General features: G+C 74.0%; 12 protein-coding genes. 6 read left to right on the forward strand and 6 right to left on the reverse strand.

Annotated features, from left to right (window positions below; all coding sequences use genetic code 11):
• Nucleotides 1-93: 93 nt before the first annotated feature.
• The 3 genes from H9641_RS11175 to H9641_RS11185 all read right to left on the reverse strand — a co-directional run bounded on the left by H9641_RS11175 (nucleotide 94) and on the right by H9641_RS11185 (nucleotide 2,635).
• Nucleotides 94-690, reverse strand: a complete 597-nt coding sequence (locus tag H9641_RS11175) for a hypothetical protein (RefSeq protein WP_191803733.1) — start codon at nucleotides 688-690, stop codon at nucleotides 94-96.
• 155 nt (nucleotides 691-845) lie between these two features.
• Complete coding sequence (locus H9641_RS11180; protein WP_191803735.1) at nucleotides 846-2,045, reverse strand: aminoglycoside phosphotransferase family protein; 1,200 nt, start codon at nucleotides 2,043-2,045, stop codon at nucleotides 846-848.
• 50 nt (nucleotides 2,046-2,095) lie between these two features.
• Complete coding sequence (locus tag H9641_RS11185; protein ID WP_191803737.1) at nucleotides 2,096-2,635, reverse strand: hypothetical protein; 540 nt, start codon at nucleotides 2,633-2,635, stop codon at nucleotides 2,096-2,098.
• A 207-nt stretch (nucleotides 2,636-2,842) separates the two neighbouring features.
• Between H9641_RS11185 and H9641_RS20715 the strand changes: the two genes are divergently transcribed.
• Both H9641_RS20715 and H9641_RS11195 read left to right on the forward strand, forming a co-directional pair.
• The gene (locus tag H9641_RS20715; RefSeq protein ID WP_191803739.1) at nucleotides 2,843-4,759 is read left to right on the forward strand and encodes a M15 family metallopeptidase; all 1,917 of its coding nucleotides are present in this window, start codon (nucleotides 2,843-2,845) and stop codon (nucleotides 4,757-4,759) included.
• Between the two features lie 190 nt (nucleotides 4,760-4,949).
• On the forward strand, nucleotides 4,950-6,746 hold the full coding sequence (locus tag H9641_RS11195; RefSeq protein ID WP_191803741.1) for an ABC-F family ATP-binding cassette domain-containing protein: 1,797 nt from the start codon (nucleotides 4,950-4,952) through the stop codon (nucleotides 6,744-6,746).
• On the opposite strand, the gene H9641_RS11200 is transcribed toward H9641_RS11195, so the two are convergent.
• Together H9641_RS11200 and H9641_RS11205 are read right to left on the reverse strand one after the other, a co-directional pair.
• Nucleotides 6,743-7,903, reverse strand: a complete 1,161-nt coding sequence (locus H9641_RS11200; RefSeq protein WP_191803743.1) for a PrsW family intramembrane metalloprotease — start codon at nucleotides 7,901-7,903, stop codon at nucleotides 6,743-6,745. The genes H9641_RS11195 and H9641_RS11200 overlap by 4 nt on opposite strands.
• A complete protein-coding gene (locus H9641_RS11205; protein ID WP_191803745.1) occupies nucleotides 7,900-8,526 on the reverse strand; it encodes a hypothetical protein in 627 nt (208 codons plus the stop codon). Before H9641_RS11205 ends, H9641_RS11200 begins: the two co-directional genes overlap by 4 nt.
• Nucleotides 8,527-8,693: 167 nt before the next feature.
• Here H9641_RS11205 and H9641_RS11210 point away from each other — a divergent pair, with 167 nt between their 5' ends.
• Complete coding sequence (locus H9641_RS11210) at nucleotides 8,694-9,245, forward strand: aminoacyl-tRNA deacylase (protein WP_191803747.1); 552 nt, start codon at nucleotides 8,694-8,696, stop codon at nucleotides 9,243-9,245.
• Nucleotides 9,246-9,364: 119 nt separating this feature from the next.
• Nucleotides 9,365-9,709: an STAS domain-containing protein gene (locus H9641_RS11215; protein WP_191803749.1), complete on the forward strand. Its 345-nt coding sequence runs from the start codon at nucleotides 9,365-9,367 to the stop codon at nucleotides 9,707-9,709.
• Here H9641_RS11215 and H9641_RS11220 read toward each other — a convergent pair.
• Entirely contained in the window at nucleotides 9,706-9,999 is a 294-nt protein-coding gene (locus tag H9641_RS11220; protein WP_191803752.1) for a hypothetical protein, read from the reverse strand. The two genes, H9641_RS11215 and H9641_RS11220, sit on opposite strands and share 4 nt — an antisense overlap.
• A gap of 121 nt (nucleotides 10,000-10,120) precedes the next feature.
• On the opposite strand from H9641_RS11220, the gene H9641_RS11225 reads away from it, so the two are divergent.
• Entirely contained in the window at nucleotides 10,121-11,407 is a 1,287-nt protein-coding gene (locus tag H9641_RS11225) for an exonuclease SbcCD subunit D (protein WP_191803754.1), read from the forward strand.
• The gene (locus tag H9641_RS11230; RefSeq protein ID WP_191803755.1) at nucleotides 11,407-14,634 is read left to right on the forward strand and encodes an AAA family ATPase; all 3,228 of its coding nucleotides are present in this window, start codon (nucleotides 11,407-11,409) and stop codon (nucleotides 14,632-14,634) included. Before H9641_RS11225 ends, H9641_RS11230 begins: the two co-directional genes overlap by 1 nt.
• Nucleotides 14,635-14,679 lie beyond the last annotated feature (45 nt).

Here is a 14,679-nt window from a genome sequence, read left to right on the forward strand (position 1 = left end):
CGTCGGGCGGGCCGGGGTCTCGCGTTCCCCGTGATTCCCGCGTCTACCTGGGTGTATCGCCGTGGCGAGCGGATCGCGTCGCCGAACCGGGGATCAGACCAACCAGGAGTTCTTGCGGACGAGCGGCAGGCTCTTCCACTGTCGGCCGAGGCCGAGGGTGTCGCCGGCGCCGATCATGGCCAGCGAGATGATCGCGAGGGCCTCGACGACGTGGCTGTCGATGATGGGGTTGGTGGTAAGGGGCAGCGACGCGAGGTACATGAAGCCGAGGAGGACGGTCCCGGCGATCGCGGCGATCCGCATCCCGATCCCGAGCATCAGGGCGAGCCCGATCCCGAGGAGGCCCGCCATGAAGAGCCAGTCGGCCCAGGCCGCGCCGGACATCCCGTTGAAGAAGCTCGCGAACGGTCCTTCGACGCCTCCGAGGAAGCCGGCCGTGGGGCTGCCGCCGTTGATCCAGGCGCGCTCCGAGGGGGTCGAGAACCCGAGGCCGAAGGTCTTGTCGAGGAAGGCCCACACGAAGTAGAAGCCCATGACGATCCGGAAGATCCCCAGGACGATCTGGGTCGGGAGGGTGCCGCGGACCGCGAGGCTCGCGGTCGTGGTCGCCCCGGTGACCTCGTGAGGGACGGCACGTACTGCTCGGGCCGAGCGGGCCGAGCTGGTCGGGCGTTCGATCGTTGCACTCATGTCGTCTGTCTTCCTCGTCTCCAGGACCGGATCCCCTTCCGGTTCGTTGACTCCATTCCACCGGAGCGCGAGGCGCGTGACCTGGGGCGAAGGTCGAGGATCTCGGGGGACCTAGGTCCCGTCGTGGCGGCCCGTCGGGGAGGACTGCGGCACGGTCAGGCGAACGCGGGATACCCGCCCGACGGCGAGGGGCCCCACTCGCGCTCGGCCCACGCGACGCCGTCGGACAGGAGGGCCGCGATGCCCGGGGTGACGTCCCGCAGGTGCTCGGCGCCCCAGCGCCACCGGGACAGCACGAGCTGGCGGTACGACGGCGAGCGGCCCTCCGGCCCGACGCGCGGCCTGCCCTCGATCGCTCCTTCGAGCAGCCAGCCCGTCATGGCGAGGATCCAGCCTGCGCACGCGACCAGGACGTCACGGTTCCAGGCGGGCTCGACGACCGCGTCGGGCAGGTGCCGTCCGAGCCCCGTGGTGAACGCGGCGAGGAGCTCGTCGGTCAGTCCGGGCGGCGGGTCGAACACGCACCAGCACGTCGAGAACGGCATGAGCGTGTAGGCGGCGTCGAGAGCGGGGTGGTGGGCCGTCGTGTCCTCGAGGTCGAGGAAGACCCAGCCGGCGGGCGTGAGGACGGCGTTGTCGGGGCACGTGTCCCCGGGGGAGACGACGACGGCGCTCCCGGGTGCGCGCAGGCTCGCGAGCGCCTCGAGGTCGTCGTGCAGTAACGCGAGGGTCGCGTCGAGCGGGTCGCGTGCCAGGTCCGTGGGCGTCGGCAGGGCCCCGACGAGCCGGTGCACCCCCGCGCGGGCGTCCGCGTCGAGGTCCCACCCGCGCACGACGCCGCGGGCCGCGAGCTCGGACGAGAACCGCTCGACGTGCTGCCCGGAGGCCCCCGCGAGCTCGCCGAGCGCGGTCGCCCACGAGAGCGCGCCCTGCCAGGCCGCGTCGCGGTCGGTGCCGAGCAGCAGGTCGGCGAGCGTGGGCCCGTCGCCGACGTCGCTCATGACGAGGAGGCGGTGCGCCTCGTCCACGGCCAGGAGCACCGGCGTGCGGTCGAGCGTCAGGAGACCCGCGACCTCGTGCTCGAACGGCAGGCCGTGCGCGCCGGGACCGTCCAGGAAGCGTTTGACCACGACCGTGCTGCCCGGGGCGCGCGCGGCGGCGCGGGTCGTGTCGAGGCGGTCGGTCGTGAGCCCCGCGACGACGCGGGCCCGGACGACGAGGGACCTCGTCGACCCGCCGAGGGTCTCGGGCTCGGCGAGCGCGGCGCCCAGGGCGACGCCGGCGAGCGCGAGGGTCTCGTCGAGATCGGGGACGGGTGTGCGGTCGAGCGCGGGCTCAGGAGCGGCGGACGGCATGCCTCAGTCTGCCCCGACGGCTCCTCGCCCGGGCGGGTGCGACACGGCCGTCAGGACGTGGCGTCCTCGACGTCGGCCGAGAGCTTGTCGACCTCCGTGCGGAGCTCGTCGAGCTTCGAGCTCACGGCCTGGTCGGCGGACTCGACGGCGTCGGACGCGGACTGGAGCCGGGCCGAGGCCTCGTCGAGCCGGGTGCGCGCCTCGGCGACGCGCTGCTCGGCCTGCGCCTTGGCGTCCTCGCTCGCGGTCGCGGCCTCGTCGATCGCTGCCTGGAGGTCCTGCGACGCGGTCTTCGCCGAGGTCACGGCTTCCTCGACCTGCGCGCGCTTGTCCTCGGGGAGCGAGCCGAGCCCGTCGACGAGCGACTGCACGTCGGCCCCGATGGTCTCGGCCTGGGCCTTGGCGTCGTTCAGGAGCTGGTCGAGCTGGTCGCTCGTGATGGTGAACTCGGGGAGGGTGATGCTCCCGTCGTCGCCGCAGGCTCCGAGCACGGACGTGGACAGGACGAGCGCCAGCCCGACGGCGGCACTCCGGCGGGTGCGTCGGGAGCGCTGCGCGGGGGGCGCCTGGAGCGGGGTCGAGGTGTCCATGTGCCCATTGTGCTCGGGCAACCTGAGAAGTCACCCTCAGTGTTCATCCAGGAGGGGTGGCGTACACGCCGTTCGTCGTTCAGGCTTGAGTTTGGCCTTTCTCGCGATAGCCTCGCTACGTCGAAAGACGCAAGACCGGACAATTGGAGTCTCGTGGTGACCTTGCCGACGCACCGTGTGCGTTCACGCCGCCCTGCGGGAGCAGCAGTGAGCCCGCACGACGAGGCAGGCCAGGTCGCCGGCTCGTCCGTCCCCGCCGCGCCTGCGGCGGCCGCCGTCGCGGCTCCTCCACCGTCTGCCCCCACACCCCCGTGCCTCGCCGCGGGCGCTCGCCCGCGCCACCCGTCTCGTGCCGTCCCGTGGATCCTGTCGACCACGCTCGTGCTCGGGTCGGTCATGACCGTCGGGTTCGTGGGGTCGTCGATCACGCACCGAGAGGCCTGGTCGGTCCAGTACGCCGCGCCGGAGGCCCCGGCGGCGGGTGCTGCGTTCGGCGTGCTCCCCGCGGCCTACGAGCCGCCGCGCGAGGACGTCCAGCTCGAACGGGTCGTGGCCGCGGTCGACCGCTCGGACGAGTACATCGCGAACGAGGCGCAGGTCCCGGACGGCGTGCTCCAGGCCCGCTCGGAGCTCGGCATGCTGCTGGCCACCTACCAGGCGCAGCAGGCCGCTGCCGGTGGGGCCGCTCCAGGAACGAGCGGTGGGACCGGGACGAGCGGGGCCGGGAGCTTCTTCCTGGACGGACTGGCCACCCCGCCCGCCCCCGCTCCCTTGTCTCCGCTGGCACCGGTCGCCCCCGTCGGGACTGCGGCTCCCGGGACCTCCGGTGTGATCGAGGGACCCGCCCCCACGGAGGCCCCCTCCGACGTCGTGGACGCTGCCGCGGCGGCGAACACCGTGTCGTCCGGCCTGCCCGCGGGCTACGTGCCGGCCGGTGCGGCGGACGCCCTGGCGACCGACCCGGATCCCGTCTCGCCCGAGCCCACGGCCCCCGTGGGGCCGGACGCCGAGGGCGGGGACGCGCCGTCGGGCGTGGTGGCTCCCGACGGGACCGTGGCTCCCGAGGGCACGGTGGCTCCTGACGGAGTCGTCGCTCCTGACGGGACGGTCGAGGACGGAGCGCCGCTCCCCGGTGACCTGACCGGCGACCCGACCGACGAGGACGCGCCCGACCACGACGACCTGGTCACGCTCGACGACGTCGTCGTCGCCGCGACGCGGCTCGCGGAGCTCATGGGTCCGTCCTACGCGCTGGCGCCCGGTGACGTCCTGCCAGCCGCGGGCATGGCGGTCCCCGCCGGCGGCACGCTCGCCGACCAGCTCGCGGCCGTGGTCGCCAAGTACGCCGACAGCACCGCGCAGTACGGCAACGGACAGCTGCCCGGCTCGGTGCTCTGCGGTCTGGACTTCGCCCCCGGGCACAGCCTGCGCTGCGACGCCGCCGAGCAGCTCAACGCGCTCGCGGTCGAGTACCAGAAGGAGTTCGGCAAGCCGCTCCGCATCACCGACTCGTACCGCAGCTACGACGCGCAGGTCGCGGTCAAGGCGGCCAAGCCGTACCTCGCCGCCGTCCCGGGCACCTCGCAGCACGGTTGGGGTCTCGCGATCGACGTCGGGCAGCCTGTCTCGACGGGCCGCAGCGCGGAGTACCTGTGGATGCGGCTGCACGCACCGGACTACGGGTGGGACAACCCGTCGTGGGCGCGGCTCGACGGCCGTAAGCCCGAGCCCTGGCACTTCGAGTTCTACGCGGCCGGCGCCATGCCGGACCGCTACACCGGGGGTGTCCCCGCGACCCCGTCGGCTCCTCCCGTGACGCCGACGACCCCGCCCACCACTCCTCCCACGACGCCGCCGAGCCCGGCCCCCACGCCGAACCCGACGCCCACGACGCCCGCTCCGACGGACCCGCCGACCCCGACGGACCCGCCGACGACGACCCCTCCGGTCGAGACGCCGGACCCGACGGACCCGCCGACGACCACCCCGCCGACCCCGACGGACCCGCCGACGACGACCCCTCCGGTCGAGACACCGGACTCGACGCCCACCCTGGCGCCGACACCGACCTCGGACCCGACGTCCACGGCCTTCGTGACCCAGGAGCCCTCGGCGACCCCGTGATGCGGTCGCGAGGCGTCGAGGCGGCCGCGTAGGGTGGGGCCCATGTGGATCTGAGCCTGCCCGCGAGACCCCCTTCCTCTCGCGCCCCGACGTCGCCCCGCGACGTGACGACCTCGTCGCGTCCCGGCGCGCTCGACGTCGGCAGGCAGCCTCCTGTGCCGCCGTGGCGCCCTTCCAGTCAGGTGACCCTATGACCCATGCCTCCCCGTCCCTCCTCACCGCGACGGACCTCACCAAGTCCTACGGCGACCGCACGGTCCTGGCGGGGGTGAGCCTCGCCGTCGACCCCGGTCACCGGACCGGTCTGGTCGGCGAGAACGGCGTCGGCAAGTCGACGCTCCTGCGGCTCCTCGCAGGGATCGAGGACCCCGACTCCGGGTCCGTGACGCGCCCGGCAGACCTTGGCTACCTGCACCAGGAGCTTCCCTACGGCCCGACGACGACCGTCGGTCAGGTCGTCGAGGACGCCCTCGCGGGAGTCCGGGAGATCGAGCGCGCGCTCGAGGACGCGGGCGCGGCCCTCGCCTCGTCGTCAGAACCCGGCAGGGGCACGACCCGGCCCGGCCCGGACGAAGGGTCCACCGAGGTCGACACCCTCACCGCGGCCTACGACCTGGCCCTCGCGCGCGCCGAGCAGTCGGACGTGTGGGGGGCCGACGCCCGCGCCTCCCGCGCCCTCGCAGGTCTGGGGCTCGACGTGATCCATCGCGGCCGCCTCGTCGCGCGGCTCTCGGGCGGCCAGCGCACGCGCCTCGGCCTCGCGGCGCTCCTCATCCGCCAGCCCGGCGCGCTCCTGCTCGACGAGCCGACCAACCACCTGGACGACGAGGCCGCCGAGTTCCTCGCGACGGCGCTGCGCGCGCTGCCCGGGGCCGTGCTCCTCGCGAGCCACGACCGGGTGTTCCTCGACGAGGTCTGCACCGAGATCCTCGACCTCGACCCCTCGCAGGAGGCCAGCTCCGCGGGGCGCACGGGCGGCACGCTGTACGCGGGGAGCTATCGCGACTACCTGCGGGCCAAGCGCGTCGAGCGCGCGCGCTGGGAGCAGCAGTTCGCGGCCGAGCAGGACGAGCTCAAGGCGCTGAGGCGGTCGGTCGCGACCACGGCGCGCAACGTCTCGCACGACCGCGAGCGCGGCAACCAGTCCAAGCTGCTCTACGACGCCAAGGGCGAGCGCGTGCAGTCGCAGGTCTCGCGGCGCGTGCGCAACGCCCAGCAGCGTCTCGACACGCTCCAGGCCGAGCAGGTCCACAAGCCCCCGGAGCCGTTGCGGTTCTCCCCGCCGCACCTCGTGCGTGAGCGGGCGACGAGCTCGTCCCCCGGGCGGTCGGGCGGTCGGCGCGGTTCCCAGGGGGCGTCGAACGGCACCGACGGCCTGGCGCTCTGGGCGCGTGACGTCGTCGTGCAGGGCGGGGCGACCGAGCCCGGCGCCGCGACGCCCGGACGCCCTCGGCTCGACCTGCGGGCTGCGGGGGTCCCGTCGATCGACGTCGCGCCCGGCGCCAAGCTCCTCGTGACCGGGGCCAACGGCTCGGGCAAGTCGACGCTGCTCCACGTGCTGGCGGGGGACATCGTGCCGTCGGCCGGCTCCGTGGGGCGCGCGCGAGGCGTCGAGGTCGCCCTGCTGGAGCAGGACGTCCGCCTGCACGACGACGACCGCACCCCGCGCGACCTGCTCGCCCTCATCACGGGGCAGGACCCCGCGGACCGTCCGCTCGTGAACGCGCACGGCCTCGTCGCACCCCGCGACCTGGACCGGCCGCTCGCGGAGCTGAGCGTGGGCCAGCGGCGGCGCGTGGTCCTCGCGATGCTCGTGACCCAGGCTCCCGACGTCCTGCTGCTCGACGAGCCGACCAACCACATCTCGCTCGCGCTCGCCGAGGAGCTCATGGCCGCGGTCGAGACGTGGCCGGGGGCCGTGGTCGTCGCGTCGCACGACCGGTGGCTGCGGCGGACCTGGAAGGGCGACGTCGTGCACCTCGGCTAGACGGGCACGATCAGCTGCGAACGGATCTCGTGGACGACCTGCTTCTGGACCTCGACGGGCGGCGACCCGTCGGGGTAGATGCCCAGCAGGGTCGCGAGCCGGAGCTGGGCCTCCTGCAGGTCGGCCAGGCGGCGGCTCTCGGCCGCGCCGCCCGCGTGCCGCGCCGCCCTGCGCGCCGCCCGCCGGGCGTGGACGGACCGCAGCGCCTCCCTCTCGCCCGGCGTCACGACGTCGTCGGGCTGGTCCGCGAGGACCGCCTCGAACCAGCGGTGGTCGATGCTCCGGGCGTATCGGAAGACGAGGACGAACGCGAGGATCAGGACCACGTACTTGAGGAAGACCGACGCGAAGGCGCCCGCCTCGGACGACGGGAAGAAGATCTCGGGGGCGTTCCACGCGAAGTGCAGGGCCCAGGCGAGCAGGTAGGCCCCGAGAGCCACCGCGACGCGCCGGGCCACGGAGATGCGGAACGCGGTGAGCGCGTAGGCCACGCCGAACCCGGCGATCGCGCTGAACATCACGTGCGCGCCGAACCCGATCAGGACCCTGCTCAGCCCGACCTGGAGAGCCCCCACCGCGTCGGAGCTCGGGTCCGTGATCGCACCCTGCACGATGTAGCTGATGTTCTCGCTGACCTCGAAGCCCAGGCCGACCATCGCGCCGTAGACCAGCCCGTTGAGCGGCCGGGTCACGTGCGCGCGCCCCGCGTAGAGGACCAGGACCACGCCGAGGACCTTGATGAGCTCCTCGTCGGTCGGCCCTGCGAGGGCCGCCGACCAGGAGGCCAGGCCGACGCGCTCGAGCGCCGAGATCAGGTGGTCGTTCGCGACCACGACGATCGTCGGAGCGGCGACGAAGCCCCACGCGTAGGCCGCGAGCAGCAGGGGACCCGGCTCGTCCTCGAACAGGTCGAGCCGCCGGACGATCGCCGTGAGCAGGAGCGTGACGAGCCCGGCGAGCAGCACCCCGATCCCCAGGCCCTCCGGGGTGAGCAGCGCGTCCTGGCGGGCCGCGCGGAGCATCGAGAACCCGGTCACGACCAGGCACACCCAGTAGAGCCAGGTCGCCCACTGGTAGTGGGGGAACAGACCGCGTCGGCGTCGTGCGGGAGCGCCCGTGGGCAGGACCACGGGGACGTTGCGGAGCTGGTCGGTCACGAGATCGTCACCGCCTTCACGAGCGCCGCCACGGCCTCGGCCTGAGCCTGCAGGTCCGACGACGTCCCGTACGCGAGGATCGAGACGCCTCCCTGGGCCTGCTGCCGCGTGACCTTGACCGTGAGCGACGCGGCCGCGGGGCCGTCCGACCGGAGGACGCCCGAGACCTCGGCCGGGTCGCCCTCGGAGACGATCCGCGCGTCGTACAGGCTCGTGCCCGTCGAGAGCTCGGCGAGCCGGGCGCGTCGCGTGAAGAAGACGTTGGCGTTCTCGACGCCCGAGACCACCTCGATCTCGACGCCGACCCCGGCACGGTCGACGGTCAGGCTCGCGCCGTCGAACGTGGACCCGCTCGCGTCGCCCGACGGGCTGATGTCGGCCGTCGTGGACCATCCTGCGGGGAACCGGATCGTCGCGGTCGAGGCGCCGTCGGACACCGTCACGATCCTCCCCGCGGGGATCTCGGTCTCGGTGGCCGGGGTGCCCTCGTCGACCGCGGTGGGGACGAGCCACAGGGCGACCATGGCCAGCAGCACGAGGGTCGTCGCGACCGACCCGACGCGATCCATCCCGAAGCGTCCCCGACGCTCGGGCCGCAGGAGCGGGGGAGGTTCGGGGTGCATCGTGCTCCTCGGGTCGGGCCGGCGGGACGTGCCTCCGATGCAAGCACCGGCCGACCGGGACCGCGACCGCTGGCCGCCGCGGACGACGGGGGGAGGTGGCGTGGACGAACTGTGCGGGCCGCTTCCTCGTGCGGTGGGTGTCGGCGGCGGGGCCTAGGGTCTGGGGAATGAGCGAAGAGCGAGCACGCGCCGCACTCGAGGCGTCCGGGATCGACTTCACCATCACCCGGCACGGCCCGGTGGGCTCTCTCGAGGAGGCTGCTGCGGCACGGGGGATCGACCCGGCGAACATCGTCAAGACGCTCGTGGTCCGTCGTGGTGACGACGACTACCTGTTCGTCCTGGTGCCCGGAGACCGGACCATCTCGTGGCCCAAGCTCAGGGCCCTCCTGGGCGTCTCGCGACTGTCCATGCCGGACAAGGACGTCGCCCGCGAGGTCACCGGGTACGAGCGCGGCACCATCACGCCGTTCGGTTCCACGACCGCGTGGCCGGTCGTCGCGGACACGCGCGTCGTCTTCCGGGAGGCGGGCTCCACCGCGGCGGAGAGCGCCGTCGGGCAGGACGAGACGGTGGCGGACCTCCTCGGCGAACCGGGCGGCGCTGCGCCGCTCGTCTCGATCGGCGGGGGCGCGTTCGGCGTCGCGGCGACCGTCGACGGGGCACGCCTCGCGGCCGTCCTGGGCGCGCAGGTCGCGGACGTGACCGAGCCGGTCTAGCCTCACAGGGTTTGACCATCACGGGCCCCGACCCCGGGAACACCGTTCATTGCCCGATCGTTGACCAGGAGGACGGTCCGCGAGGACCAGCCTCACCGACTGACGGAGCACGAGAAAGCATGACCATCCCCAGCACCTTGGACGCAGGCATCACCTACGAGGCGACCCCGGAGGGCTCCCTCATCACGCTGTGGGGAGAGATCGACGCAGCCCTGCGGGACCGTGCGAGCGACGCGATGGCGCAGGTCATCACGCATCCAGGTCCCGTGACGATCGACGTCGGCCAGGTGACCTTCATCGACTCCTCGGGCATCGCCTTCATCCTGCAGGTCTACATGCTGGGTTCCGAGGACGGACGCCCCGTGGTCCTGCAGGACCCGACGAGCACGCTCGAGGACCTGCTCGAGATGATCGGCATGGCGGGCACCATCCCCATCGTGAGGACGGCCTCCGCAGGGTCCTAGACGTCGTCTCGACGGTCCTCGATCGCAGGCGGGGTGCCCCACGGGGCGGCAGCGTCGGTCGGCCTTTCGGTCTCGATCCTGTGGCGGACCGGCGCCTCGACCTGCTGCGTCCCGTCGGGGGCGGGGAGCTCCTGCGGCAGCTTCTGCCGGAACGCCGAGAAGTACAGCCCCACCAGCACCCCGCCGACCATCATGATCGGGAGCTGGGCGGCGCTGAACCACATGGCCGAGGAGGCCACGAGCAGACCGAACGTGACGGGGACGGCGACGTCCAGGGTCCTGCGGTCCACGAGGGCCTCCGGTGCTGATCGGTGTGAACGAGGAGCGTAGCGCGGTGGGTCGGCCCGCCGGAGGGCGTGTCACGCCTCGGCGCCCGCGGTGCTGTGGGTGGCTCGGGCTACCGTTCGGGTCATGCGCATCCTGCACACCTCGGACTGGCACCTCGGCCGGACGCTCCACGGGGTCGACCTGCTGGGCCACCAGGCGGCGTACCTGGACCACCTGGTCGAGGTGGTGCGTGCGGAGGGCGTGGAGGCGGTCCTCGTCGCGGGGGACGTGTACGACCGGGCGATCCCGCCGGTCGACGCCGTGACCCTTCTGTCGGACACGGTCGCGCGGCTCGCGGAGCACGCGGACGTCGTGCTGACGCCCGGGAACCACGACTCGGCGATCCGGTTGGGTTTCGGGGCGTCGCTCATGCGTCCGGGGGTCCACTTCCGGACCCGTGTGCCCGACGTCGGCGCGCCGGTGATCCTGGACCCCGCCTCGCGCGGTGGTTCGGGTGGGCAGGTCGCGGTCTACGCGGTGCCCTACCTCGACCCTGACGGCGTGCGCTGGGAGCTCGCGGACGGGTGCTGCGAGGACGCGCCCGACGCGAGCGAGGCGCCCGGACCGGCCGCCGAGCGGCGACCGCTGCCACGTTCGCACGAGGCCGTGACCGCCGCGGCCATGCGGCGGATCGGTGCCGATGTGGCGGCCCGCCGTGAGAGTGCCCCCGGCGACCGGTTGCGGAACGTGGTCATGGCGCACGCGTTCGTGGTCGGCGGACAGGCCTCGGAGTCAGAGCGGGACATCCGTGTCGGTGGCGTGGACTCGGTGCCGGCCGGAGTGTTCGGCGGGGTCGGGGTCGACTACGTGGCCCTGGGCCACCTGCACGGCCCCCAGAAGGTCACCGTGCCGACCGATGTTTCACGTGGAACCACAGGCCAGGGCGGTGCGGGCGGGACCGTGGCCCGGTACTCGGGGTCGCCGCTCGCGTACTCGTTCTCGGAGATGCACCAGAAGAAGTCGACGGTCCTGCTGGACCTCGACGCGAGCGGCGAGGCTCGGACGGAGCTTGTCCCCGCCCCGGTGCCGCGACGTCTCGCCGAGGTCAGCGGGACGCTCGACGAGCTGCTCGGGGAGGCCGGTGACGCACACACCGACGACTGGCTGCGGGTGTTCGTGACGGACGACTCTCGGCCCACCGAGATGTACGCGCGCATCCGCACGCGCTTCCCGCACGCGCTCCAGGTCCAGCACCGCCCGGCTCGGGGTACCGAGCGCGAGGTGGTCTCGGTCGTCGGCTCGGGGCGTGACCCGCTCGAGGTGACCCACGAGTTCGTCCAGCACGTCACCGGATCGGGGCCGAGGACGAGCGAGGCAGCAGCGCTGCGCACGGCGCTCGAGCGGGCCCTCGCGAGCGAGCGGAGCGCCTGATGCACCTGCACTCCCTGGCCCTCCAGGCCATCGGCCCCTTCGCGGGACCCCACCGCATCGACTTCGCCGAGCTCGCGACCTCGGGGATCTTTCTGCTCGAGGGACCCACCGGCGCAGGCAAGTCGACCATCATCGACGCCGTGGTCTTCGCGCTCTACGGCAAGGTCGCGTCCGAGGCGGCGAGCGAGGACCGGCTGCGGTCGGCCTATGCGCCGCCCGAGGTCGAGTCGTTCGTCGACCTCGTGTTCGAGACCGGCTCGGGCGTGTACCGCGTGCGGCGCAGCCCCGAGTTCCAGCGCCCCAAGAAGCGCGGCACCGGGACCACGACGCAACAGGCCGGCGTCAGGCTCTGGCGGCTCGCAGGGGCTGACCAGGCCGGGCTCGTGGCGGGTGAGGCACGCGGGCCGGGTGCGCCGTGGGGCGACTCGGACGACGTCCCGGGTGAGCTGCTCTCGACGAGGCTCGACGAGGCCGGGCTCGAGATCCAACGGGCCATCGGTCTCGACCGACGACAGTTCGTCCAGACCATCGTGCTCCCGCAGGGAGAGTTCGCGAACTTCCTCCGGGCCGACCCCGAGCACCGCCGCGACCTGCTCCAGAAGGTCTTCGGCACCGAGATCTACGACAGGGTGCAGAGCGAGCTCGCGGCCCTGAACCGCGAGGCGCAGAGCGCGGTGGCCGCGGCCAGGTCGGTCGCCGCGGGGTCCGTCGAGAGCTTCGTCGGCGCGGCGGGGCTCCCGAGCGAGGACGCTGCGGCGCTGCGCGAGGCCGCGCGAGACGACGCACGGCTCGCGGGCCCTGTCGACGAGACCCCGGTCCCGGACGACGACCTGTTCGCGGTCGCGGACCTCGCCGTCGGGGAGGACACAGGGACGCTCGCACCCGTCGAGCCCGAGGCCTCGGTCCGGACCCTCGTCCACCGGCACGTCGGCGTGCTCGAACGCACCGCAGCAGAGCTCGGCGCGCAGGAGATCACGGCCAACACCGCGCTCGTCGCGGCCCGCGAGGCCTTCGAGGCCGCCCGTACCGTGAGCGCCGCAGCGGTGCGACGCGACGAGCTGCTCGCCGAGCAGGCCGCCCTCCACGCCGCGGCCGACCAGGTCACGCTCGACCGGGAGACCCTCGCGGCCGCGCGTCGTGCCGCCGTGGTGGAACCCGTGCTGGCCGGAGCGCGCCGGGCAGCGGGCGAGGCCACCGCTGCCCAGGAGCGCCTGCTCCTCGCGAGGACCGGCGTGCCCGAGTCGTTGGCGGTGTCCGACGTGTCGGCTCTCGAGGTGCTGCGGTCGAGCCTGTCCGCAGCCGAGGCGCGACTGGTCCGGCTGCTGCCGCTGGGCGAGTCGCTCCCGCGCCGTGAGCGCGAGCTGGTCGACGGTCGCAAGGAGACCGACCGCGAGCGCGAGGAGCGCACGCGGACGCTCGCCGACCTCGAGGCCCGTCCTGCGGCTCGCGCGCTGCTCGAAGCCCGGCGGGACGCCCTCGCCGACGCCGCAGGTCGGCTCGGCGAGCGCCAGGAGAGGGTGCTCGCCGCCGAGTCCGTGCTGCGTGCCGCACGCCAGGCCGTCGCGACGGGCGCTGACCTCGACGCCGCGCGCGAGCGGCAGGACACCGCAGTCGCGGCAGCGCGCACGGCCGCGGGCACCGAGCACGCCCTGCGGACGGCCTGGCTCGGAGGGATCGCCGGAGACCTCGCGGCAGAGCTCGAGCCCGGCTGCCCCTGCCCGGTCTGCGGCGCCGAGGAGCACCCTGCTCCGGCCCGCACCGGCGCCGAGCACGTCGGGCGGGACGCGGTCGAGGCGGCGGAGTCCGCTCGTCGTGGCGCGGAGCAGTCCGTGACCGAGGTCTCGGCCGAGGTGGCCACCCTCGCCGAGCGGCTCGACGGGCTCCTCCGGACGGCAGGCGGAGTGACGCCCGACGACGCCCTCCAGGCGGTCGACGCGGCCAAGGCGCTGGTCGCCGAGTCCTCCGCCGCGGTCGCCGAGCGAGCCGCAGCCGCGACCGCTCTCACGGACTTCGACACCGAGACCACAGCGCTGACCGCCCTGGCTGCGGGGCTCGCCGAGCGGATCGCGGGCGAGACCGCGCGCCTCGACGCGCTCGGGGCGGGGATCGAGCGGGACCGCCAGGAGATCGCCACCGAGCTCGACGCGACCGGGCCGCTCCTCGCGGACGCCGCCCTGCCCGACGCACTGGCCGACGAGGGGTCCCCGGCCAACCCCGTCGCGGTCATCGAGGCGGCCCTCCGGGACCGTGGCCTCGCGGTCACCGCGCTCCTCGATGCCGAGTCCGCCGTGGCACGCACGTCCGACACCGTGGCCGCCCGCGCGGCCGAGGTCGCGACGGTCGTCGCCGAGGCCGGGTTCGACGACGAGCAGCACGCGATCGCCGCGGTCCGTCCGCCCGCGGAGCGGGAGGCCCTCGAACGGCGCCTGCGTGCCGCGGACGCCGACGCCGAGCGCGTCCGCCGAGGGCTCGCCGAGGAGTCCATCGCGACCCTGCCCGCGGACGTGGAGGTCGACCTCGCGGGGGCGCGTGACGTCGTCGGGCAGGCGGAGACCGCCGAACGGCGAGCCGCCCTCCACGCCAACGGTGCTGCTCAGCGCGCACGGCTCGCCGCGCGCGCGGCGAGCGAGATCACCTCGGCCGTGGAGGGGTGGGTCCGCGAACGGGAGGCGGCAGCCCCCGTGGCCCGCATGGCGAGCCTCGCCGCCGGGTCCGGCCCGGACAACGCCAAGGCGCTCTCGCTCGCGACGTACGTGCTGGTCAGGCGCTTCGAGGACGTCGTCGCGGCAGCCAACGAGCGGCTCCGGGAGATGTCCGACGGGCGCTACGAGCTCGAACGCTCCGACGAGAAGGAGGACGTCCGGACGCGCCGGACCGGGCTCGCGATGAAGGTCCTCGACCACCGCACCGAGGCGGCACGCGACCCGCGGACGCTCTCGGGCGGCGAGACGTTCTACGTGTCGCTGTGCCTCGCGCTCGGCATGGCCGACGTCGTGACGGCCGAGGCGGGCGGCGTGGACCTCGGCACCCTGTTCGTCGACGAGGGGTTCGGCACGCTCGACCCCGAGACCCTCGAGGCGGTGCTCGGCGAGCTGGGCAAGCTCCGCGCGGGTGGCCGGGTCGTCGGCGTGGTGTCCCACGTCGACGCGCTCAAGCAGTCGATCGCCGAGCGCATCGAGGTCAGGCGCCTGCCGAACGGCGCCAGCACGCTCGCGGTGCGGGCTTAGCACCCGGGCGGACGGGGCAGCGTTGTCACAACCCCGTCCCCTCAG

The sequence above is a fragment of the Oerskovia merdavium genome (assembly GCF_014836755.1).
GTDB lineage: Bacteria > Actinomycetota > Actinomycetes > Actinomycetales > Cellulomonadaceae > Oerskovia > Oerskovia merdavium.